Below are 19,191 nucleotides of genomic sequence, written 5' to 3' on the forward strand. Positions count from 1 at the left end.
GTAAAAACTTCTTATAAAAAAACGAAAAAAAATAATTTCAAAGTTGAAATTAATTGTTATAATAATTAAAAATACTAGAAATTATTGAAGTGAAAAATTTTATTGTTAGACTAATAGATTTATACAAAAAGGGGAATGGGTATGAATAAAGCAATTGTTGGGACAAAATCAATGGTAGTCAGCCCTCATTATTTAGCTTCTGCAGCTGGAAATACGATTTTAGAAAGAGGAGGAAATGCCTTTGATGCAGCTGTGGCTGTTAGTGCTTGTCTTGCAGTTGTGTATCCTCATATGACCGGGTTAGGAGGAGACTCCTTTTGGTTAACCTATAATACGAAGGATCAAGAGGTACAAGCTTATAATGGGAGCGGCCGAACAGGTTCAAAAGTAAACCGTGATCATTATCAAGGGCGCGATTCAATTCCTTTCCGTGGGATTGAAAGTGTCATTACTGTTCCTGGAATGGTGGATAGCTGGGACGCTGTCTTGAAAAAACACGGGAAATTAACATTAGCGGAAGTATTAGAGCCTGCGATTGAATATGCGCAATCAGGTTTTCCTTTTTCAAACGATCAGCATGAAAATACAGTAAAATGCGCGGATTTATTACGTGAAGACGCTGATACTAGAGCCGTTTTCCTGCCAAATAATCAAGTGCTAAAGAAGGATGAAAAATTTGTTCAAGAAAATTTAGCGAATACCTTAAAGACGCTTGCATTAAAAGGCAGAGATGAGTTTTACAAAGGTGAATTAGCTGATCTAATTGTGTCAAGCCTGCAAGAGAAGGGTGGGTTATTGACAAAAGAGGATTTTGCTGACCATAAAGGCAACTGGTCTGAACCTTTATCAACTACGTACCGAGGATATAAGATGTACCAGGTTCCGCCTAATTCACAAGGTTTTACCGGATTGATGGCTTTGAATATATTGGAAAACTTTGATTTGGCTTCAATCCCTCATGGGTCGTATGAATACTATCATTTATTAGTAGAATCATTGAAAAGAAGCTTCCAAGATCGTAATCAATTTTTAACGGATCCAGATTTTCATACCATTCCAATCGATAAATTGATCAGTAAATCCTATGCTGTAGAAATGGCAGAAGGGATTAGTTTTCAGGCTGCAAAGGATATTTCAACGCAATCCGTTGGAAGTGATACAGCGCATGCAGCGGTAGTGGACGAAGAAGGGAATGCGGTTTCCTTTATTCAAAGTCTTTATTTTGAATTTGGGTCAGGAATTGTTGCGGGGAATACAGGAGTCATTATGCAAAATAGAGGCTCTTTCTTTTCGCTTGATCCAACAAACGTCAATTGCTTAGAACCACGAAAAAGAACCTTCCATACGTTGATGCCGGCGATGGCTTTCAAAGACGGAAAGCCGCATGTTTTATACGGTACACAGGGCGGAGAAGGTCAGCCGCAAACGCAAACGGTTATGATTACAAGGATGCTAGATTATGGCATGAATCCGCAGCAAGCGATTAGTGATCCGAGATTTGTTTGGGGAAGAACATGGGGGAATCCTACGCAGGAATTAAAAATAGAAAGCCGTGTACCAGTTGAAGTAACAGATCAACTGGCAAAAGCGGGCCATGTCGTAAATCGAGTGGCAGAAATTGATGGCATTATGGGTCATGCGAATGCGATTTTAATTGATGACCAAGGCTTTTTACATGGTGGAGTGGATCCTAGAAGTGATGGAGCAGTGGTTGGAAGGTAACCAAAATAGTAGAAGCTAGATTGGGAAATTCTAAATATTTTATACCCACCTCGCAATGTTGCGAAGGTGGGATTTTTATATTAGGTGGAGAAAAATGATAGAATTATTTAAAACATAATATGTTTATAAATAAGGAGTGATTAAGAAATGTCACAAAGTATATTAACAAGCAGTCTGGAACAGTTGAAAGAGCATTTAATTGAGGTTCGTCATAATCTTCATCAAGAGCCGGAGTTGTCAAATGAAGAGTTCGAAACGACGAAGAAATTAAAAGTGTGGTTAACAAATGCAGGAATTAAAGTACTTGATCTACCTTTAAAAACTGGTTTAGTTGCTGAAGTAAATGGGGATAAAACAGGGCCGGTTGTAGCGATTCGCGGCGACATTGATGCACTTCCGATTCATGAAGAAACGGATTTATCCTATAAATCAAAATTCGATGGGAAAATGCACGCATGTGGACATGACTATCACACAACTGCCATGTTAGGAGCTGCTTATTTGCTAAAGCAAAAGGAAAATGAACTAAAAGGGACTGTTCGGATTATATTCCAGCCTGCTGAAGAAACAGGCCATGGTGCAAAAGAAGTGGTCGCGTCTGGCGCTCTTGAAGACGTTCAAGCGATATTCGGGCTGCATAATAATCCTTGGCTAAAGTTAGGCCAATTAGGTACAAGAGCTGGGGTGTCAACGGCAGGTGTGGATCGCTTTGAAATTAATGTTGAAGGCGTAGGGACACATGCAGCTCATCCTGATAGTGGCGTGGACACTATACTAGTTGCTGGTCATATATTAACTGCCTTACAATCTATTGTTAGCCGAAATATTGACTCTAGGCAAAGTGCTGTTGTCAGCGTCACACAAATCCATAGCGGAAGCACATGGAACGTCATTCCAGCTACAGCTTACTTAGAAGGTACAGTCCGTACATTTGATGCAGACATTCGTGAGAATATCCCCCAAAAAATAGAGACTATTATTCAAGGAGTAGCTGCTGCTTTTGGTGCAAAGGCTGAACTAAAGTGGCATCCTGGACCAGCATCCGTTGTAAACGATGAAGCCTGGACCTCATATACGGTTGATGCTGCCAAAACATTTGGCTTTGATGTTGTTGAACTTGAACCATCAGCTGGAGGAGAAGATTTTTCATTCTATCAACAGCAGATTCCAGGAACCTTCGTCAATATTGGTACAGCACAGCCATACCCGCTTCATCATCCAAAATTTACAGTAGGTGATGAAGCTTTGCTCCCAAGTGCAGAATTCTTTGCACTACTAGCAAATCAAGCACTGGAAAAGCTTATAACTGACTGAGTTTTAGAGTATCCACTGATTTTTTGGTGGATACTTTTTTTAAGGATTCGCCGATACCCTCCTTCATTCCTCGAAAAAAACTGTTTCCAGCATATTTCTAATGACTAAGAACAAATTTTCTGTACAAAAGGACAACTCCTCCAATATGCATCACTAAAGCGATGAAAAAGTGAAGCACAAATAGAAGAATCGAAGAGTGTAAGGCAAAATGATAGCTTGCTGCAATCCAAAATGGCGGCAGGATTCCTCCAATATACTTCCATCCATCTGAAATCAAGTAAAAAGAAAGTGGAACTAGCAATAAAATACTGGCGACTTTTGCAACGGCTAAGCCTTCTACCTTATTTTTGGCGAAACCAGCAATAAATAATGCAACAAGTGGAGCTTCTATTCCAACAAGAACTATCACAGGCAAGGTTGAAGGCTGAATGAAGTTTCTGTAGCCGGCAATAAAAAGAGCTACGAAAGAAAGAACCGTGCTGATGAAGACAGGTGCACTTAATCGGTAAAAAAGATAGCCTTTTTTCGAAAGAGGCGTAACTGCAAGGAAGGGTATAATGTGTTCATCCTTTTCATCAAGGATGATAAAAGCGGCAAACATCCCTATCATTACAGGTACGGTCATCAGCAAGACGATCGAAAGAAGCTCTGTATATTTTTCAAGTTCGATATTTATACGCCCTTCCAATAAATCAATGATAAGCGGGATCCCAAAGCGAAAAATGATCGCCATAAGAAGTGGTGCGAAAACAGCAACGATAAGCAAAAAATCCTTCCAAATGTATTTCAAATCAAATAGCATGAGTGAGGTTAATTTTTTCACTTTCCTTATCCCCCGATTTTTAAAATGATATGTTTATAAAAAGAATGAGAAGCGAGCTTATATGCGATTCCGATATACAATAACAAAGTCCCAATGGCATAGAGCCACTCAAGTTTAGACAAAGAAGTGAAAGCTCCTTCCATAAGCAATAAACCAGCTTGGCTTGGCAGTAAGTAAAAGAGTGGCGAGTGGAATAAGTGTAAAGAGCTTAATATCGGCAAGAAAAATATCGTTACAAATAAAGGGGAGATCATTAAATATTGATTAATTGATTTTACTCGTGCCGCAAAAATAAGTCCAAGCAGGCTGGCAAAAATAGAATTAAAAGCAATACCGATAAGTAAAGGAATCATTTTCATAGACAGTCCAAAGGATAAGAGAAAAATAAATAGACTAGAAGCTAACGATAAAACCCCAAGGGAGAACACCTTCGCCCAAATAAATTCATTAAGTTTCATAGGTGTTATAAACAAATGATCATAAATGCCTTGTTCTTTTTCAAGAAGAACGATGCCTCCGATGAAAAAAGCGCCAAGGAATGAGCAATCAGAAAATAAAAGAAACATCGCTGTTTTTTCTGTTAGATGATTAGGTATCCAATGCAAAAGGAGAATGTATAGAAAGCTGATAATAATATAGGCATAGTATAAAAAATAACGAAATTGAAAACGAATATCTGCTTGTAAGGCTGCTGTCAATCTCATGATAAGCTCCTTCCGGTTATTTCAATAAAAATATCCTCTAATGACGCTTCTTCTGTATGAATGCTCAAAATATACTCATTTTGAAGAATATCTTGAAAAGATCGATTTGTTTTTAACTCATTTAATAAAAATTCGGATGTTCTTATCGCTCCTTCTTTTTCGTATTCAATTTTGACTGATTTCTTGCTTTTTTGAAGCATAAGTTTTTTAGGGGAGTCAATTAAGCTAATTTGACCATCGACGATAAAGGCGACTCGGTCACAAATTTCTTGAGCAAGCATCATATGGTGAGTGGTAATGATGATTGTTTTTCCATCCGATTTTAATTGCAGAATCTTTTCCTTCATCAATCGAGCGTTTACAGGATCAAGTCCAGACGTAGGTTCATCAAGGAAAATAACCTCTGGCTTGTTCATAAAAGCTCTGATAAAATTCAACCTCATTTTCATCCCTTTTGAAAAAGAACCAACCTTTGTATTTGCATCCTTTTCTAAACCAACTGAACTTAATAGTTCAAGTGGATCTATCGTTTCAACGGAGTAAAATCGCTGAAAGTGCTTAAGATTTTCCAAAGCAGTAAATTTACTATAAAAATTCGGGAATTCAAAGGCAACACCTATTTTTTCATAGAACTCACTGTTCGTTGTACGAATTTCTTCTCCTAAAACCTTTACTGATCCAGAATAACCCTTTAATAAACCGATTAATATTTTTTGTGTGGTGCTTTTACCTGCACCAGAGGGACCTAAAAATCCAAAAATCTCTCCTTTTTTAATTGAAAAACCAATCCCTTTAATTGTTCTATCCTTATGATGGGGGTATGTGTAAGTAAGACTTTGAACATCAATCATTTTTCCAACTCCTTTTCCTTAATCAGTTGAACAGCAATCGCCTCTGCCATAAATTCCAGAACTTGATTGTATTGCTCTTTCCCAATTTCTTTCTCATGGATGGACATGGTAAAGTAGGCTCTGATGGCCCCGCTAATGACTAAACGATTTTCTTTTTTTTGAATGCCCCAATGCTCCAAAAGCGGTTCAAGAAGATCGTTATCCTGTTGAATATGGGCTTCGACTATCTCTTTTGGAAGCTTGCGAACCATTTTTTCGTATTCGCCCTCAAAATAAAGCCTTTGAATTAAGCTGTTTTCTTTAATTAATTGAATTCCTTTGATTAAGAAGACTTTTATATCTTCTACAGTCATGGAAGCAGACAGATAATTAAGGAGACTTTCTTTAATTGCTTCTTCCTCCGCTTCTAAAATTCGAAAATACAGCTCTTCTTTCGATTGAAAAAATAAATAAAACGATCCTTGTGCAATTCCGACACCTTCTGTCAAATCTTTTATACTTGTTTTCTTTAAGCCAAGGCTCGAGAAAAGTTCTCTTCCTTTTTCAAGCAGCTGTAAGTGAATCGTTGCTTTTTCTTGCTCTGTAAAGCCTCTCATCAAAAAACTCCCCCTAATATGAACATATGAATATTTTATATTTTTATTCATATATAGTCAATAATTAACATAAATTAATGCATTTTGCCAAGAAAGCTCATAATAAATACCCATTCTTCAAGCTGCTAAACGGGTACATGTTTTCCATTTGAAATATAATACAAAAAAAAGATAAGGAGAAAAAATATGAATCCTGTCGAGCTATTAAAAGAAATCTTCGAACCGCATCGAAATGAAGAAAAAGCCATTCCGATGCAAAATTATATGAAAAATCACTTTCCTTTTTTAGGTATTAAAAAGACAGAAAGAAGTCAGTTTGTTAAGCAATTTTTCCAAGAAAGCGGGATTTTAAAAAGCGATTTTCAGCAAGATTTTGTTTGGGCACTTTGGAATGAGCCAGAAAGGGAGTACCAGTACACAGCACTTGATTACATAGGGAAATATTTAAAAAAGTTACGTCCAAGTGATTTGCCTTTTATGGAAAAGCTTATTTTAACAAAATCGTGGTGGGATACGGTAGATGGGATTGCATCGAATGCGGTAGGGACCATTGGAGCAAAATATCCAGAGGTTATTTCTGAAGCGATTAATGATTGGGCTTATGGAGATCAACTATGGCTTCAAAGAGCCTCTATTATTTTTCAGCTAAAATATAAAGTGAAAACAAATGAAGAACTCCTTTATCGCTATATGATTCAAAATACAGACAGTAAGGAATTTTTTATCCAAAAAGCGATTGGCTGGGCATTAAGAGAGTATTCCAAAACAAACCCACAGTCTGTTAAGGAATTCATCGAGAAACAATCTTTACCAAAACTTAGCATAAGAGAGGGGAGTAAATATATAAAATCGTAGGAAGCTCATGGTAAAATGCAAAAAGGGAGTCCAATAAAAAATAGAAGGTGAAATTATGATCAAATGTATTGCAATTGATATGGATGGAACTCTATTAACCCCAACAGAAGAAATAACACAGGAAAATGAAATGGCTATAAAGAAAGCACAAAAAGAAGGAATCGAAGTGGTTGTTGCAACAGGGCGATCGTACGAGGAGGCGAGCTTTGTCTTAAAAGAGGCTGGCATTCAATGCCCGATCATTTGTGTAAATGGAGCGGAAATCAGATCGATGTCACATGAGATTGTGGATGATAATCCACTTGAAAAATCGATCGCAAGGCAAGCTGCTCAAGCTTTATTCCAAAATGATGTTTATTTTGAAGTATATACAAATAGAGGAACTTTTACAGTAGATGTAGAAAAAGGGATAGCAATCATTATGGATATTCTTGTGAATATAAGGCAAGAAAAAGATATAGATAAAATAAGAGAAGCGGCAGAAGAACGATTTCATAAAGGTCAAGTTCACAAAGTAGATAGCTATGAAGTGTTATTTGATAAGGATGAATACAAAATTTACAAATTATTGGCTTTTTCTTTTGACTTAGAGAAACTTTCTCTTGCAAAAAGGAAGCTAGAAAAAATTGAAGGGCTAGTTATTAGTGCTTCAGGAGAAGAAAATTTAGAATTAACAAGTGAAAAAGCTCAGAAAGGAGTCGCTTTGGAAGCTTTTGTGAAAGGAAAAGGGATTGCTTTATCGGATGTGATGGCAATTGGAGATAATTATAATGATCTTTCGATGTTTATTAGAGTGGGAAGAGCGGTTGCTATGGGTAATGCACCAGACGAGATAAAAAAACAATGCCATTTTGTCACGGAAACCAATGAAGAAAGCGGTGTAGGCAAGGCTATCATGAAAGTTCTGCAAGATGAAATACTAATAAAAAAATAGAGAAAACATCCTTGAGAAACTTAAGCAGAATAAGATCTCAAAACCTGGAGGCCAAAAGATGAAAAGATGTTTATCCATTGTAATAATTAGTTTTGTCTTTTTAACTGGATGTACAGTCGGTCGAGAGGGACAAAAGGAAAATATACAAGATAATCATCACACAGAGACTTTAGCTAACAAATATGAGGTCATAGCAGATCAGCTTAAGATTCCTTGGTCGATCGATAAAATAGGAGAAACGATTTTTGTAAGTGAAAGGGTAGGAAGCATCGTAAAAATAGAGAACGGGCAGACAGTACGTCAAAAGGTATTATTAGACAAGCCTCTCTCAAATGCAGCAGAGGCAGGATTATTAGGCTTTGTCCTTTCCCCGGAATTTCTAGATACAAATGAAGCGTATGCTTATTACACCTATGAATCGGAAGGAGGACAATTTAACCGTATTGTTATCCTTACTTTAGAGAACGACACATGGAAGGAAAAAAGGACTTTAGTCGATCGAATTCCAAGCGGAGCATTTCATCATGGAGGAAGATTAAAAATTGGAACAGACGGCAAGCTCTATGCCAGCACGGGTGATGCTACGATTCGAGAGATCGCTCAAGATACAGAGTCTCTAGGTGGAAAAATATTACGAATGAATTTGGATGGCTCGGTGCCTTCCGATAATCCATTTCCAAAATCTTACGTATTTAGTTACGGACATCGGAACCCTCAAGGCTTAACGTGGACTGAAGAGGGGACCCTTTACGAAAGCGAGCACGGTCAATCAGCTCATGATGAAATCAATTTGATAGAAGCGGGAAAAAATTATGGATGGCTTGTTATTCAAGGAAATGAAACGAAAGTCGGAATGGAAAGTCCCCTTTTTCACTCTGGAGATAACGAAACCTGGGCCCCTTCTGGCATGGCCTATAAAGAGGGGAAGCTTTATGTAGCTGCCTTAAGAGGAACCAGCATTATCGAATTTGATCTTAAGCAAAAGTCATCAGAGAAAATCGTTACAGGGTTGGGGCGCATTCGTGATGTATACATTGATGGAGACAGACTCTACTTCATTAGCAACAATACAGATGGCCGTGGTAACCCGGATCCTAAAGATGATAAGTTGTATCAAATCTCCCTTAAAAGTGCTCTGGTAGCGACTGATTAATAAGTGCAAGGGGGATCTCAATGATTAGAAGCCCCCTTGTTTGAAACTATATTATTTTCTTGGTGACAAACCATATAAAATAAATTGAATCGTTCTCTCAATTTCAGCTTCATCGTCCCAGTCGGCTTCAGGGAGAAGGATAAAACGAGCAATAAAATAACCAAAAACCGCTGAAAAGGTCATTCGAATTGCACTGAATGCTGGCATTTCTATAATTTGCCCTTTCTCTTGATAATAATTAACGATATTAGTTAAGCGCTCAAATACTTTTAAGGCAATGTGTTCTTTAAACTGCTCCTTCAATTCAGGATGAAAAGGAATTTCTTGGATTAATATTCTAAATAAGGACATATTGTGCTTTAAAAAAGCTCGGCGGTTCTCAATCATCGCTCTTAAAAAATCTTCAAACTGACCGTATTGATGATCAAGTACTTTGTTTAGGTCTCGGATGACAAATGGTGCGATAAAGTGGCTAAGCATTGGTGCGACAATGGATATTAATAGATCTTTCTTCGTTTTATAATGACGGAAAATCGTTCCTTCCGCTACCCCAGCTTTTTTAGCTATTTCACTTGTTGATGTGGCTGCGTAGCCTTTCTCAGAAAAAGATTCGATGGCAGCCATCATGATCTTTTTTTGCTTCTCCGTAAAATCTCTATTTTGATTAAACAGCTCTTCAAGGTAAGAATCTTGCTCAGACATCTCAAACTCCTTCAATTATGTCATTTCCGTTATTATATCAAAGCTTCCGGTATTTTCTTAAAGCAAAGATATTCAAGCACATAAACAATAGAGAAAACCCTAGTAAGACTATTATGTCGACATAAATTTCCCCCCAGCCATATCCCCTAACCATAACATTTCGAAGAGCATCAGCTGCATAATAAAGCGGGGTTAAGGGCCCAATCCAGCTTAAATATTCAGAAATGGTATCAAGATTGAATAAGCCAGAAAAGAAAATTTGCGGGACAACCACAATCGGAATAAACTGGATCATTTGCAGCTCATTATTCGCAAAAGCTGATAGTAAAATGCCGAGTGTTAAAGCAGTAAGGGACAGCATTAACGTAATCAATAGCACATACCAGAAGGAGCCTTCCATCAGCATATTTAATACATAAATCGCATAGGAGGCAATAATGGCTGCCTGAAACATTGTAAAAATCCCAAACCCGATAATATAGCCAATAACAATTTCCCATCTTCTTAAAGGGCTTGATAATAAACGTTCTAATGTACCAGTCGTTCGTTCCCTAAGAAAAGAAACCCCAGCTATTAAAAAGACGAAAAAGAAAACAAAAAATCCAAGTAGAACAGGTCCGAAATAATCAAACTGTCCCATATCGCTGGAGCCATGCAAGTATTGAATATCTAATTTAATAGGAGCTAGATTTTGTTGAAGAGGAGCTAAAGCCTTTTGAATCCATTGAATGGTTTCTCCATTAACACTCGGATCGCTGCCTTCTAAGACAATTTTTGGAGAAGCATTATCAAAAACAATATAACCGTCTAATACTTTATCGGACAAATCATCTTTAGCTGTATCTAGATTTTTATATGTTGTAACCTTTGCATCTTCTAATTGCAGTTGGTTATATACAGCATCAGGTACATCAACAAATCCAACATTTGGAATATAGTCATCGCCATTAAAGACAAGGTTTAACATCGTTAAAACTAATATAGGAGCAAAGATCATTAACCCCATTGTTCGTTTATCTCGGAAAAACTGGCGTAAAATTCTAATCACTAAAGCACTAATTCTCATCATTAGCACCTCCATAAACTAAGAATGCTTCTTCAATAGTTGCTGACTTGGTCTTTGCGATCAGCTCTTTTGGTGTGCCGGTCGCAATTAATTTTCCATCGCGAATCATCCCGAGGCGATCACACTTTTCAGCTTCATCCATAACATGAGTGGTAACAATGATGGTTGATCCTTGTTTTTTTAATTCATAAAAGGAAGTCCATATATTTTTTCTTAATACAGGATCAATCCCTACAGTCGGTTCATCCAAAATTAGTAGCTTTGGTTTATGCAGCAATGCGATGGCTAAAGAAAGTCTTCTTTTCATTCCGCCAGAATAATTGTGAACAAGCTTTTGAAGATGTTCAGTTAATTGGACAATCTCCATGACCTCATAAATGCGCTTCTTTCTTTGCGCGCCTTTAAGTCCGTATAGAGAAGCGAAAAATTCTAAGTTTTCCTTAGCCGTCAGTTCTCCATAAAGAGCATCTGATTGTGCCATATAGCCAATTTCTTCAATCAACTGTAAGGAAGGCATTTTTTGATCATAAAGATAAATTTCACCAGATGAAGGAAGATCAAGACCAATCATTTGCTTCACAAGAGTTGTTTTTCCTGCACCTGAAGGTCCAAGGAGGCCAAAGATTTCACCTTCTTGAATAGCTAACTGAATGTTTGTCAAAACTTGCTGATCGCCAAAAGACTTTGAAACATTGTCAATAAAAACAATAGGTTGTTGAGTTTCCATCTAAATACTCCTTTCGTTTTAGGAGTGAGTAATCACTCATATTATGATCATAATGAAAAGTCTAAAAGATGTAAAGTGAGTAATCACTCATTAACAAAGAATATTTTTCGACATTTTATGAAAAAAGGATTTCCGCTATACTATTTGATAGAATCTATGAAAACTAGGACCTTTAGTAGATAATAGGGGAAATGTTCTTTTCTCTATGGGTCAAACAAAAATGGAGAGGTGTTCAATGGCTGATTTTCGATCAAGCATTATTATAAAAAAACCGTTACAAGAAGTATTTCAATACATGGTAGACATGGAGAATGCTACTGAAGTCATGGTAAATGTTGTTGAAGTTGAAAAGATAACAGAAGGACCAATCGGTGCTGGAACGAAATATTTGGAGACGAGAAGTATCCGTGGAAAGAAGGCAAAAGCAGAGATTGAGTATACACAATTTGAAGAGAATCAATCTTATACAGCCAGCAGTGAAGTAAACGGATTAGAAGTTACATACTATTATCAATTTCATGAAGTAGAGGAAGGGACGCATGTCGAATTTGAAGCAAATATTCATACAACGGGCTTATTCATGAAGTTAACAAAACCGTTTATTGTTAATATCATTAGAAAAGAAGATGGGAACCATCTTCAATATGTGAAGGAAGCGCTTGAAAAGTAGGAAAAGAGCCATACCGGCTCTTTTCAATCTAAGTTATAGGTCCAAAAACGCTCAGTATAGAATCTAGCAAGTACACTCGGTTCTTCACTTTGTAACTTTTCGTCTAAATCAGGGATCATTAATTGTGTTTGTGAACGATGAGCACTGATCGCTGCAAATTTCTTTTGAGCATAAGGAGCAATGTCATTGATAATATCAGGTTCACCTAATGCCTCCACGCAGTTGTTGGAAAAAGCAACGCAGTGAAGCTTTGGCCGATCCTCCTTTGGAATTCGTTTCACAGCCTTAACTACCGCTGCACCGCAAGCATCGTGGTCGGGATGGACCGCATATCCTGGATAAAATGTGATGACTAAAGATGGCTGCAGTTCATCTATAAGAGAAGAGAAATGATTAATAAGAACCTCTTCGTCAATAAATTCAATCGTTTTATCACGGTATCCAAGCATTCTTAAATCGTTTATTCCTAAAGCAGCCGCCGCATCCTGAAGTTCTTTTTTTCGAATATTAGGCAGTGACTCTCTCGTTGCGAATGGTGGGTTTCCCAGATTGCGGCCCATTTCGCCAAGTGTTAAGCAGGCGTAAGTAACAGGGGTTCCTTTCTCAACGTGAAAGGCAATTGTACCAGAAACACCGAACGCCTCATCATCAGGATGAGGAAAAATGACCAATAGCTGTTTTTCCTTTTCCATACCATTTCCCCTTTCTAATACTTATATATTAAATGGCGTTGGGCTAATTTGAAGCGCAACAGCAAGCTTTCCTTCATAATCATGTCCTGCTAAAAGCAGTCGGTCGAACTCGTCCACCTCAAAATGTGTAATGCCTTCTGCATAGATCCAGCCTATCTCCATTTTCAGTCCAACGCGAAAAGGTCCATTTCCAGTGATTTTTCCATATTCATAGCGAACCAACGCATTTCGAATATAAGCGCCTGAAGAGAAAAAAGACTCATCCTTATGCGCAGCATAAGCGCCATTTGTCGTTTCAAGGTGGATATACACATCTTTATTAGCAAGCTGATCCAGCTTTTTTTGTACATTTTCCACATTCACTAATTCCATCTATTTTCCCCCTTTCCACATATTATGCGGTATTTCTTGATATGCAATTAAAAAGATATATTCATCTTACTAGAAAACGAAAAAAAAAGAAAAGAACAAAAAAGAAGCGGCCTATTGTATTTGGCCAGCTGTAAAACAATGTATGCGAAATCTTGTCTGCTCTTTCTCTTATTTTATTGTAACTAATCGGTTGGCTCCAAACGTTCTATAAGCACCATGCATGGTCGGACCAACGTGCTCATTTAATTTAAATCCATGTTTGATCGCCCCTGTAATAAATTCTTTTGCTATTTCAACAGCCTCAATGACAGATTTCCCTTTTGCAAGCTCAGCTGTAATAGCTGCAGAGAATGTACAGCCGGCCCCATGCGTATAAGTTGTATCAATTAGCTCGCTTTCAAAAAGCGTGAACTCTTCTCCATCATAAAGAAGATCAACTGCTTTTTCATGCTGCAGCTTGCTTCCACCCTTGATCATGACAAATTTCGCCCCTAGCTTGTGTATATTTACAGCCGCTTGTTTCATTTCATCAACCGTTGTAATAGCACCTGTTTTTGCAAGTTGTCCTGCCTCAAAAAGGTTTGGGGTTACTACAGTTGCATGAGGAACAAGCAGCTCTCTCAAAGCATCAGCTGTTTCTGGGTGAAGGACTTCATCTTCTCCTTTACATACCATAACTGGATCTATAACCACTGTGTCTATGTGATTATCGACGATCGTTTTAACGGCAAGCTCAATGATTTCAACCGAACCAAGCATCCCCGTTTTCATTGCATCAACCCCAACGGATAAAATCGTTTCGAGCTGAGCTTTTAACGTGTTAAGCTCGATAGGAAAGACATTGTGGTGCCAATGCTCCTTTGGATCCATTGTCACAATGGTTGTTAAAGCTGTCATTCCATAAACACCGAGCTCTTGAAACGTTTTTAAATCTGCCTGGATGCCAGCGCCTCCACTTGTATCAGAACCTGCAATGGTTAAAACTTTTTTCACTTTGAAGCTCCTCCTTGAAAAAAACAATCAATTTTTTCTTCTATAAATTGATTATATCAATAAAAGAAGTTCTTTCAATGAATCTGAATTTTCATCTTCCAAAAAAGAACATTTTTCCCTATGATGGAAGAAGGTGATAAAAATGAAACGAATTTTGTATATAGAAGATGATCTTGAAATCGGCAGTTGGGTAAAAGAGGATCTGGAGCAAAGGGGATACGAAGTGGTTTGGCACAAATCGGGGGAAAAAGCACTTGCTGACATTCGTGAATCACATTTAGTGATATTAGATGTGATGCTTCCTGGTTTAGATGGATTTACAATTGGACAACGGTTGAAAAAAGAATCCCCAGAGGTGCCAATCTTAATGCTGTCTGCCAGAACAGCTGTTGATGACAAGCTGCAAGGATTAGAATTTGCGGATGATTATGTCATAAAGCCTTTTCATCCAGATGAGCTCGCAGCACGGATTGAAGTATTACTAAGAAGGTTTACTCATATTCTGTCGAATGAAATCATGCTAGGACATATTCATGTATATATGAATGAAAATCGAATGACAGATAAACGAACAGGAGAAGAAATTATTTTAACCGGCAAACAGCACCAAATCTTTATGTACCTTCTTCGTCATCCGAATCAAATTTTAACAAAAGAACAAATTTACGAAGCCGTATGGGGAGAGTCTTATATCGAGGGCGATAAATCGTTAATGGTTCACATTCGCCATTTAAGAGAAAAAATAGAAGTAAATCCAGGATCGCCAGCCATTGTTGAAACGATTAGAGGAATTGGCTACAGGGTGAGGCAATGAAGTTTCAAAAATCATTACTATACAAATATTTGCTTATTATTATTTGTGCTCTTTTATTGCTCCCTTTTACCTTTCCATTAATATCGTTCTTATTTTTTATGCCAGTTGAAACCATTTTTAAAGAAAATCCAAATATTTATAACAATGGAGAAGATTTAGAGGAAATGTGGCATAAGGAAGCTAAAGGCTTAGCGGGTGCATCTGATGACGAGGTTAGTCAAAAACTAAATCAGCTCCATAAGAAATACAGCAAAGCAAACATGTTCTGGGTGGATAAAGAAGGCATAACGAAACTGAAGCTTCCAAAAGATATTGATATCCCACAAAAGTGGAATACCTCCTACACAGTTGAATTTATGAAAAAAAGCTATGGCGCAGATCCTTTTACCACGGTTGCTTTTATTGATGAGGAGAAAACAGAAGGCTTTATCGTTTTTCAAGTGCCACGTTCATTCATGATAAGCACGGGGAAAATAATTCAAGAAAAATATTGGTCGTATGGATATATGATAGTCGTGTTGATCATGTTAACGTTATTTATGTTTATTTCTTGGCTGTTTTTCTATAGAATTCGAAAAAGGCTTATTTCATTAATAAAGGCTATGGCGATTCCAGCAGATAATGGGATTCCGTTACCGATATCAGTTGGGAAAAAGGATGAAATTGGTCAACTAGAAAAGTCCTTTAATGAGATGATTCATCAATTAGAAACAAGCAGAAAGAGAGAAAAAGAAGAAGAAAACTTAAGAAGGCAGCTGATCGCTAACCTTTCTCATGATTTAAGGACGCCGCTAACCACTATAAGAAGCCATGCCTTTAGTTTAAAAAAAGAGCCTATAAGTTCAAAAGGGGCAGAATCATTAGAATTAATCGATAAAAAAATTCATTACCTTGGGGAGCTTATCGAAAATCTCCTCTCCTATACACTATTATCAGCACGTAAATATCCATTTCATCCAGAAAAAACAGATATCGTCCGTTTTATTCGAGCATCGTTTGCTGCTTGGTATCCAGTCTATGAAAATCTGGGGTTTGAAATAGAACTGGGGATTCCAGACAAATCCTATGTTTGGCATATTGATCCTCAATGGATGAATCGAATCCTCGATAATTTTTTTCAAAATATCGCTCGCCATGCCAAGGAAGGAAAATATATCGCTGTCTACTTAATTGAAGATGGGAAGACCCTCACCATCAAAGATCGAGGTCCTGGGATGAACCAAGCATCTAAAGATAAAGGAGCAGGGATCGGGCTTACCATTGCCGCTCTTATGATCAAGGAAATGAAACTCGATTGGGAAATTAAGACGAGTGAGTCCGGAACAACTATACAAATTTCAAAGGGAGAAGATTGAGAACCGACTTGTTTCGGTTCTTTTTTATGATTTTTAGAATTTATATCTGAAGTTAGATTACTGTCCAGCTCCAGCGCCTACCCCTTGTGAAAAATGTTCTCATGCCTCTAAAAAGTAAAAAACACTTTTTGAGTCATGAGAACATTTTTCTTCAGGGCTGAAAGGCACTTCCGCTTTTCTTAATTTAACCCAAATTTAAACTTCCTTTACCCTTACATTTAACCTTTATCTTTTAATATTGAAAACGAGGTGAAGGAAATGAGTGAATATATTATTGAAACAAATCAGTTAACGAAGTCATTTGGATTAAGAAAAGCGGTGGAAAACGTTAATTTGAAAATTAAAAAAGGAGAAATTTATGGTTTTTTAGGTCCAAACGGAGCGGGGAAAACAACGACGATTCGTATGCTTCTTGGACTTGCGAAGCCGACAAAGGGTTCGATTCATATTTTTGGCAAGGATATGAAAAAGGAAAAGCTTTCTGTATTAAAAAAGGTAGGTTCTTTAGTCGAATATCCTTCCTATTATGGGCATTTAACGGCTTATGAAAATTTAGAAGCTATCCGAGTGCTATTAAATGCTCCGAAATCAAGGATTGAGGAAGTACTTTCAATTGTTCGTTTAACGAAGGAAGCGAAACGTCCTGTCAAAGGATTTTCTTTAGGGATGAAGCAGCGCTTAGGGATTGCCGCTGCTCTATTAGGCAACCCTGAGCTATTGATTTTAGATGAGCCGACCAATGGACTCGACCCATCAGGAATTTTAGAAATTCGAGAATTGATCAAAAGCATGCCAAAGGAATATGGGATGACAATTGTTGTTTCCAGTCATTTGCTTTCTGAAATCGATCAAATGGCAACGGATGTCGGAATTATTTCGAAGGGTCAGCTGATATTTCAAGATTCGATTGAAAAGCTAAGACATCAATCAAAGGAAAAAATCAGCATCACTGTCAATGACCCTGAAGAAGCATGGAGAATGCTATTGTCAAAAGGGATTCAAGCAGAACGAATGGATGATCAATTGATGTTTAATACGGTTGAGAATCAAGTGATTGCTTCAATTATTGAAAAATTGGTTCAACATCAAATCTCGATTTACCGTGTAGAGGAAGAGAAAAAATCATTAGAGGACATTTTCCTTGATTTCGTTGGAGAGGAGAACAGCTTGTAATGGGACGTATTTTAGTTTCTGATTTGATTAAAATCCGTAAAAAAATGATCTGGTTTCTTGTCTTTTTTGGTCCATTTGGCGTTATTGGTTTGGAAGCACTCAACTTTGGAATACGATACGATTATTTAACGCAGTTTTATAAAGATGACTTATGGAAGGGGCTTCTTGAAAACGTTCAAGCTATGGCTATGCCTGCATTAATGCTCGGATTAACGATTGTGGCATCTATGATTGCGAATATAGAGCATCAAACCAATGCATGGAAGCAGCTGATTGCATTACCTATTTCAAAAAAGATGATTTTCACAGGAAAGTTTTCTTTAGCTGCCCTATTATTGTTTGCTTCTTCTACTTTGCTTCTGTTGGGAACAATCATTTTAGGGATTGCATTAAAATTTGGAACTGACTTTCCAATCATTCTATTGTTAAAAATATCTTACTATCCATTTTTAGCGATCATGCCTTTTATTGCTTTGCAAATTTGGCTTTCCATTATCATGAAAAACCAAGCCATTTCTTTAACGATTGGAATAGTAGGAACTGTATTGTCACTTTATTCAACAGTAATGCCTGACTGGATGCCATATAAATGGCCAACGCTTATTAATGACTGGGGTGGTCCAATCTATTCTGTAATAGCAGGACTTGTAACAGGTTTGGCTGTTTATTTGCTCGGTTTAATGGACTTTGTTAGAAAGGATGTAAAATAGATGGTCAAGATCTTTCGTTCTGAATTTTTAAAAATGAAAAAATCAACAATTTGGTTATTAATATTTATCAGTCCCATACTTGCATCATTAACGATTGCATTTGGGGATCAGGAAGATTGGAGTTACGCGTATGCCATCATGACCTTAGTTCATGCGGTCCTTTTTTTACCATTATTAACAGGTGTTTTTTCTGCCTTTGTTTGCAGATTTGAGCATATAGGCGGAGGGTGGAAGCAGCTGCTCGCCTTGCCTGTTTCAAGAAGGAATGTTTATATCGTTAAACTATTGATCGTATTTGGATTATTAGCGATTACTCAAATCTTATTTTTGCTTGGTTTAATGTTGGTCGGCCATGTTAGACATTATAGCGGAGATATTCCATGGGAGATGATATTAAAAGGTCTAATTGGAGGGTGGATTGCCTGCATGCCTCTTGCTGCACTGCAATTGTATGTTTCCGTTGCTTGGTCAAGCTTTGCCGCGCCGCTCGCAGTGAATGTGATTTTTACCCTGCCAAATATACTGATTGTAAATTCAGAAAAATACGCTCCATTTTACCCTTGGGCACAGCCTTTTCTTGCGATGACCCCAAGTAGCGGAGGAGAGGGTATCATGAATTTTAATGTATCTTCTGAAACGCTTTTTATCGTGATTATTGGCGGCTTCCTTTTATTTTTTCTATCTGGACTTGTGTATTTTCAAAGAAAAGAAATTTAGCATCTTCCATTTGGAGGATGTTTTTTTGTAGTTATCAGGTCGGTATGAAGTTCCAACTTGGGTACAGCAGTTTTCAAATTAAATGAAGGCGATTACAAATGATATGTATCCGATTTCAAGGAAAAGGTAGCCGTTTTCATAATACAAGTTTACTTATTTACATAAAGTAGCCGCTTTCAATCAGTATGTAGGCGGTTTCGAAAAGAAAGATGCCGCTTTCACAATAAATGAAGAATATTTACTTCTAC

The 19,191-nt window shown here is 37.4% G+C and carries 21 protein-coding genes; 11 read left to right on the forward strand and 10 right to left on the reverse strand.

The window, feature by feature from the left end:
• Positions 1-141: 141 nt before the first annotated feature.
• Both ggt and FDO66_RS02940 read left to right on the forward strand, forming a co-directional pair.
• Positions 142-1,722, forward strand: coding sequence for a gamma-glutamyltransferase (gene ggt, locus FDO66_RS02935; RefSeq protein ID WP_141430906.1), 1,581 nt, complete (start codon positions 142-144; stop codon positions 1,720-1,722).
• A 147-nt stretch (positions 1,723-1,869) separates the two neighbouring features.
• Positions 1,870-3,036, forward strand: a complete 1,167-nt coding sequence (locus FDO66_RS02940) for an amidohydrolase (RefSeq protein ID WP_141430907.1) — start codon at positions 1,870-1,872, stop codon at positions 3,034-3,036.
• Positions 3,037-3,133: 97 nt separating this feature from the next.
• Here FDO66_RS02940 and FDO66_RS02945 read toward each other — a convergent pair whose 3' ends face one another.
• From FDO66_RS02945 to FDO66_RS02960, 4 genes are read right to left on the reverse strand one after another with little or no spacing between them, the layout of a single operon-like run.
• Complete coding sequence (locus FDO66_RS02945; protein ID WP_141430908.1) at positions 3,134-3,859, reverse strand: hypothetical protein; 726 nt, start codon at positions 3,857-3,859, stop codon at positions 3,134-3,136.
• A 5-nt stretch (positions 3,860-3,864) separates the two neighbouring features.
• Positions 3,865-4,563, reverse strand: a complete 699-nt coding sequence (locus tag FDO66_RS02950; RefSeq protein ID WP_141430909.1) for a fluoroquinolone export ABC transporter permease subunit — start codon at positions 4,561-4,563, stop codon at positions 3,865-3,867.
• Positions 4,560-5,414: an ABC transporter ATP-binding protein gene (locus FDO66_RS02955; protein WP_141430910.1), complete on the reverse strand. Its 855-nt coding sequence runs from the start codon at positions 5,412-5,414 to the stop codon at positions 4,560-4,562. The genes FDO66_RS02950 and FDO66_RS02955 overlap by 4 nt, the downstream gene beginning before the upstream one ends.
• Positions 5,411-6,010 carry a TetR/AcrR family transcriptional regulator gene (locus FDO66_RS02960; RefSeq protein ID WP_181444425.1) on the reverse strand — a complete coding sequence of 200 codons (600 nt, stop codon included), beginning with the start codon at positions 6,008-6,010 and terminating at the stop codon, positions 5,411-5,413. Before FDO66_RS02960 ends, FDO66_RS02955 begins: the two co-directional genes overlap by 4 nt.
• A 186-nt stretch (positions 6,011-6,196) precedes the next feature.
• Between FDO66_RS02960 and FDO66_RS02965 the strand changes: the two genes are divergently transcribed.
• From FDO66_RS02965 to FDO66_RS02975, 3 genes are read left to right on the forward strand one after another with little or no spacing between them, the layout of a single operon-like run.
• Positions 6,197-6,865 (forward strand): DNA alkylation repair protein, encoded by a 669-nt coding sequence (locus tag FDO66_RS02965; RefSeq protein WP_141430912.1) that lies wholly within the window; start codon positions 6,197-6,199, stop codon positions 6,863-6,865.
• Positions 6,866-6,920: 55 nt separating this feature from the next.
• Complete coding sequence (locus FDO66_RS02970; RefSeq protein WP_141430913.1) at positions 6,921-7,799, forward strand: HAD family hydrolase; 879 nt, start codon at positions 6,921-6,923, stop codon at positions 7,797-7,799.
• A gap of 58 nt (positions 7,800-7,857) precedes the next feature.
• Positions 7,858-8,952 (forward strand): PQQ-dependent sugar dehydrogenase, encoded by a 1,095-nt coding sequence (locus tag FDO66_RS02975; RefSeq protein ID WP_141430914.1) that lies wholly within the window; start codon positions 7,858-7,860, stop codon positions 8,950-8,952.
• A gap of 51 nt (positions 8,953-9,003) precedes the next feature.
• On the opposite strand, the gene FDO66_RS02980 is transcribed toward FDO66_RS02975, so the two are convergent.
• Genes FDO66_RS02980 through FDO66_RS02990 form a run of 3 tightly spaced genes read right to left on the reverse strand, consistent with a single transcriptional unit; the run spans position 9,004 to position 11,447 of the window.
• Positions 9,004-9,654 (reverse strand): TetR/AcrR family transcriptional regulator, encoded by a 651-nt coding sequence (locus FDO66_RS02980; RefSeq protein ID WP_141430915.1) that lies wholly within the window; start codon positions 9,652-9,654, stop codon positions 9,004-9,006.
• Positions 9,655-9,691: 37 nt separating this feature from the next.
• Complete coding sequence (locus FDO66_RS02985) at positions 9,692-10,720, reverse strand: ABC transporter permease (protein WP_141431155.1); 1,029 nt, start codon at positions 10,718-10,720, stop codon at positions 9,692-9,694.
• Positions 10,710-11,447 carry an ABC transporter ATP-binding protein gene (locus FDO66_RS02990; RefSeq protein WP_141430916.1) on the reverse strand — a complete coding sequence of 246 codons (738 nt, stop codon included), beginning with the start codon at positions 11,445-11,447 and terminating at the stop codon, positions 10,710-10,712. Before FDO66_RS02990 ends, FDO66_RS02985 begins: the two co-directional genes overlap by 11 nt.
• A gap of 235 nt (positions 11,448-11,682) precedes the next feature.
• Between FDO66_RS02990 and FDO66_RS02995 the strand changes: the two genes are divergently transcribed.
• Positions 11,683-12,117: an SRPBCC family protein gene (locus FDO66_RS02995; protein ID WP_141430917.1), complete on the forward strand. Its 435-nt coding sequence runs from the start codon at positions 11,683-11,685 to the stop codon at positions 12,115-12,117.
• A gap of 23 nt (positions 12,118-12,140) precedes the next feature.
• Here the strand turns inward: FDO66_RS02995 and bshB2 are convergent, their stop codons facing one another.
• The 3 genes from bshB2 to pdxK all read right to left on the reverse strand — a co-directional run bounded on the left by bshB2 (position 12,141) and on the right by pdxK (position 14,174).
• A complete protein-coding gene (bshB2, locus tag FDO66_RS03000) occupies positions 12,141-12,809 on the reverse strand; it encodes a bacillithiol biosynthesis deacetylase BshB2 (RefSeq protein WP_141430918.1) in 669 nt (222 codons plus the stop codon).
• 21 nt (positions 12,810-12,830) lie between these two features.
• Positions 12,831-13,181 carry a YojF family protein gene (locus tag FDO66_RS03005; protein WP_141430919.1) on the reverse strand — a complete coding sequence of 117 codons (351 nt, stop codon included), beginning with the start codon at positions 13,179-13,181 and terminating at the stop codon, positions 12,831-12,833.
• A 168-nt stretch (positions 13,182-13,349) separates the two neighbouring features.
• On the reverse strand, positions 13,350-14,174 hold the full coding sequence (gene pdxK / locus FDO66_RS03010; protein ID WP_141430920.1) for a pyridoxine/pyridoxal/pyridoxamine kinase: 825 nt from the start codon (positions 14,172-14,174) through the stop codon (positions 13,350-13,352).
• 142 nt (positions 14,175-14,316) lie between these two features.
• Between pdxK and FDO66_RS03015 the strand changes: the two genes are divergently transcribed.
• From FDO66_RS03015 to FDO66_RS03035, 5 genes are all read left to right on the forward strand, one after another.
• Entirely contained in the window at positions 14,317-14,988 is a 672-nt protein-coding gene (locus tag FDO66_RS03015; RefSeq protein ID WP_181444426.1) for a response regulator transcription factor, read from the forward strand.
• Positions 14,985-16,343: a sensor histidine kinase gene (locus tag FDO66_RS03020; protein ID WP_141430921.1), complete on the forward strand. Its 1,359-nt coding sequence runs from the start codon at positions 14,985-14,987 to the stop codon at positions 16,341-16,343. Before FDO66_RS03015 ends, FDO66_RS03020 begins: the two co-directional genes overlap by 4 nt.
• 258 nt (positions 16,344-16,601) lie before the next feature.
• Complete coding sequence (locus tag FDO66_RS03025) at positions 16,602-17,516, forward strand: ABC transporter ATP-binding protein (protein WP_141430922.1); 915 nt, start codon at positions 16,602-16,604, stop codon at positions 17,514-17,516.
• A complete protein-coding gene (locus FDO66_RS03030) occupies positions 17,516-18,226 on the forward strand; it encodes an ABC transporter permease (protein WP_141430923.1) in 711 nt (236 codons plus the stop codon). Before FDO66_RS03025 ends, FDO66_RS03030 begins: the two co-directional genes overlap by 1 nt.
• Positions 18,227-18,943 carry an ABC transporter permease gene (locus FDO66_RS03035; RefSeq protein ID WP_141430924.1) on the forward strand — a complete coding sequence of 239 codons (717 nt, stop codon included), beginning with the start codon at positions 18,227-18,229 and terminating at the stop codon, positions 18,941-18,943.
• Positions 18,944-19,191 lie beyond the last annotated feature (248 nt).

It is taken from the genome of Bacillus sp. 03113, from assembly GCF_006546985.1.
Lineage (GTDB): Bacteria > Bacillota > Bacilli > Bacillales > Cytobacillaceae > VATK01.

Coding starts and splice junctions, on each gene's coding strand:
- FDO66_RS02955 (WP_141430910.1), bottom strand. CDS start 5,414: ATGATTGATGTTCAAAGTCTTACTTACACATACCCCCATCATAAGGAT.
- FDO66_RS02975 (WP_141430914.1), top strand. CDS start 7,858: ATGAAAAGATGTTTATCCATTGTAATAATTAGTTTTGTCTTTTTAACT.
- FDO66_RS02995 (WP_141430917.1), top strand. CDS start 11,683: ATGGCTGATTTTCGATCAAGCATTATTATAAAAAAACCGTTACAAGAA.
- FDO66_RS02940 (WP_141430907.1), top strand. CDS start 1,870: ATGTCACAAAGTATATTAACAAGCAGTCTGGAACAGTTGAAAGAGCAT.
- FDO66_RS02970 (WP_141430913.1), top strand. CDS start 6,921: ATGATCAAATGTATTGCAATTGATATGGATGGAACTCTATTAACCCCA.
- FDO66_RS03035 (WP_141430924.1), top strand. CDS start 18,227: ATGGTCAAGATCTTTCGTTCTGAATTTTTAAAAATGAAAAAATCAACA.
- FDO66_RS02980 (WP_141430915.1), bottom strand. CDS start 9,654: ATGTCTGAGCAAGATTCTTACCTTGAAGAGCTGTTTAATCAAAATAGA.
- FDO66_RS02965 (WP_141430912.1), top strand. CDS start 6,197: ATGAATCCTGTCGAGCTATTAAAAGAAATCTTCGAACCGCATCGAAAT.
- FDO66_RS02960 (WP_181444425.1), bottom strand. CDS start 6,010: ATGAGAGGCTTTACAGAGCAAGAAAAAGCAACGATTCACTTACAGCTG.
- FDO66_RS03025 (WP_141430922.1), top strand. CDS start 16,602: ATGAGTGAATATATTATTGAAACAAATCAGTTAACGAAGTCATTTGGA.
- FDO66_RS03015 (WP_181444426.1), top strand. CDS start 14,317: ATGAAACGAATTTTGTATATAGAAGATGATCTTGAAATCGGCAGTTGG.
- FDO66_RS03030 (WP_141430923.1), top strand. CDS start 17,516: ATGGGACGTATTTTAGTTTCTGATTTGATTAAAATCCGTAAAAAAATG.
- ggt (WP_141430906.1), top strand. CDS start 142: ATGAATAAAGCAATTGTTGGGACAAAATCAATGGTAGTCAGCCCTCAT.
- FDO66_RS03020 (WP_141430921.1), top strand. CDS start 14,985: ATGAAGTTTCAAAAATCATTACTATACAAATATTTGCTTATTATTATT.
- bshB2 (WP_141430918.1), bottom strand. CDS start 12,809: ATGGAAAAGGAAAAACAGCTATTGGTCATTTTTCCTCATCCTGATGAT.
- FDO66_RS02985 (WP_141431155.1), bottom strand. CDS start 10,720: ATGAGAATTAGTGCTTTAGTGATTAGAATTTTACGCCAGTTTTTCCGA.
- FDO66_RS02990 (WP_141430916.1), bottom strand. CDS start 11,447: ATGGAAACTCAACAACCTATTGTTTTTATTGACAATGTTTCAAAGTCT.
- FDO66_RS03005 (WP_141430919.1), bottom strand. CDS start 13,181: ATGGAATTAGTGAATGTGGAAAATGTACAAAAAAAGCTGGATCAGCTT.
- FDO66_RS02950 (WP_141430909.1), bottom strand. CDS start 4,563: ATGAGATTGACAGCAGCCTTACAAGCAGATATTCGTTTTCAATTTCGT.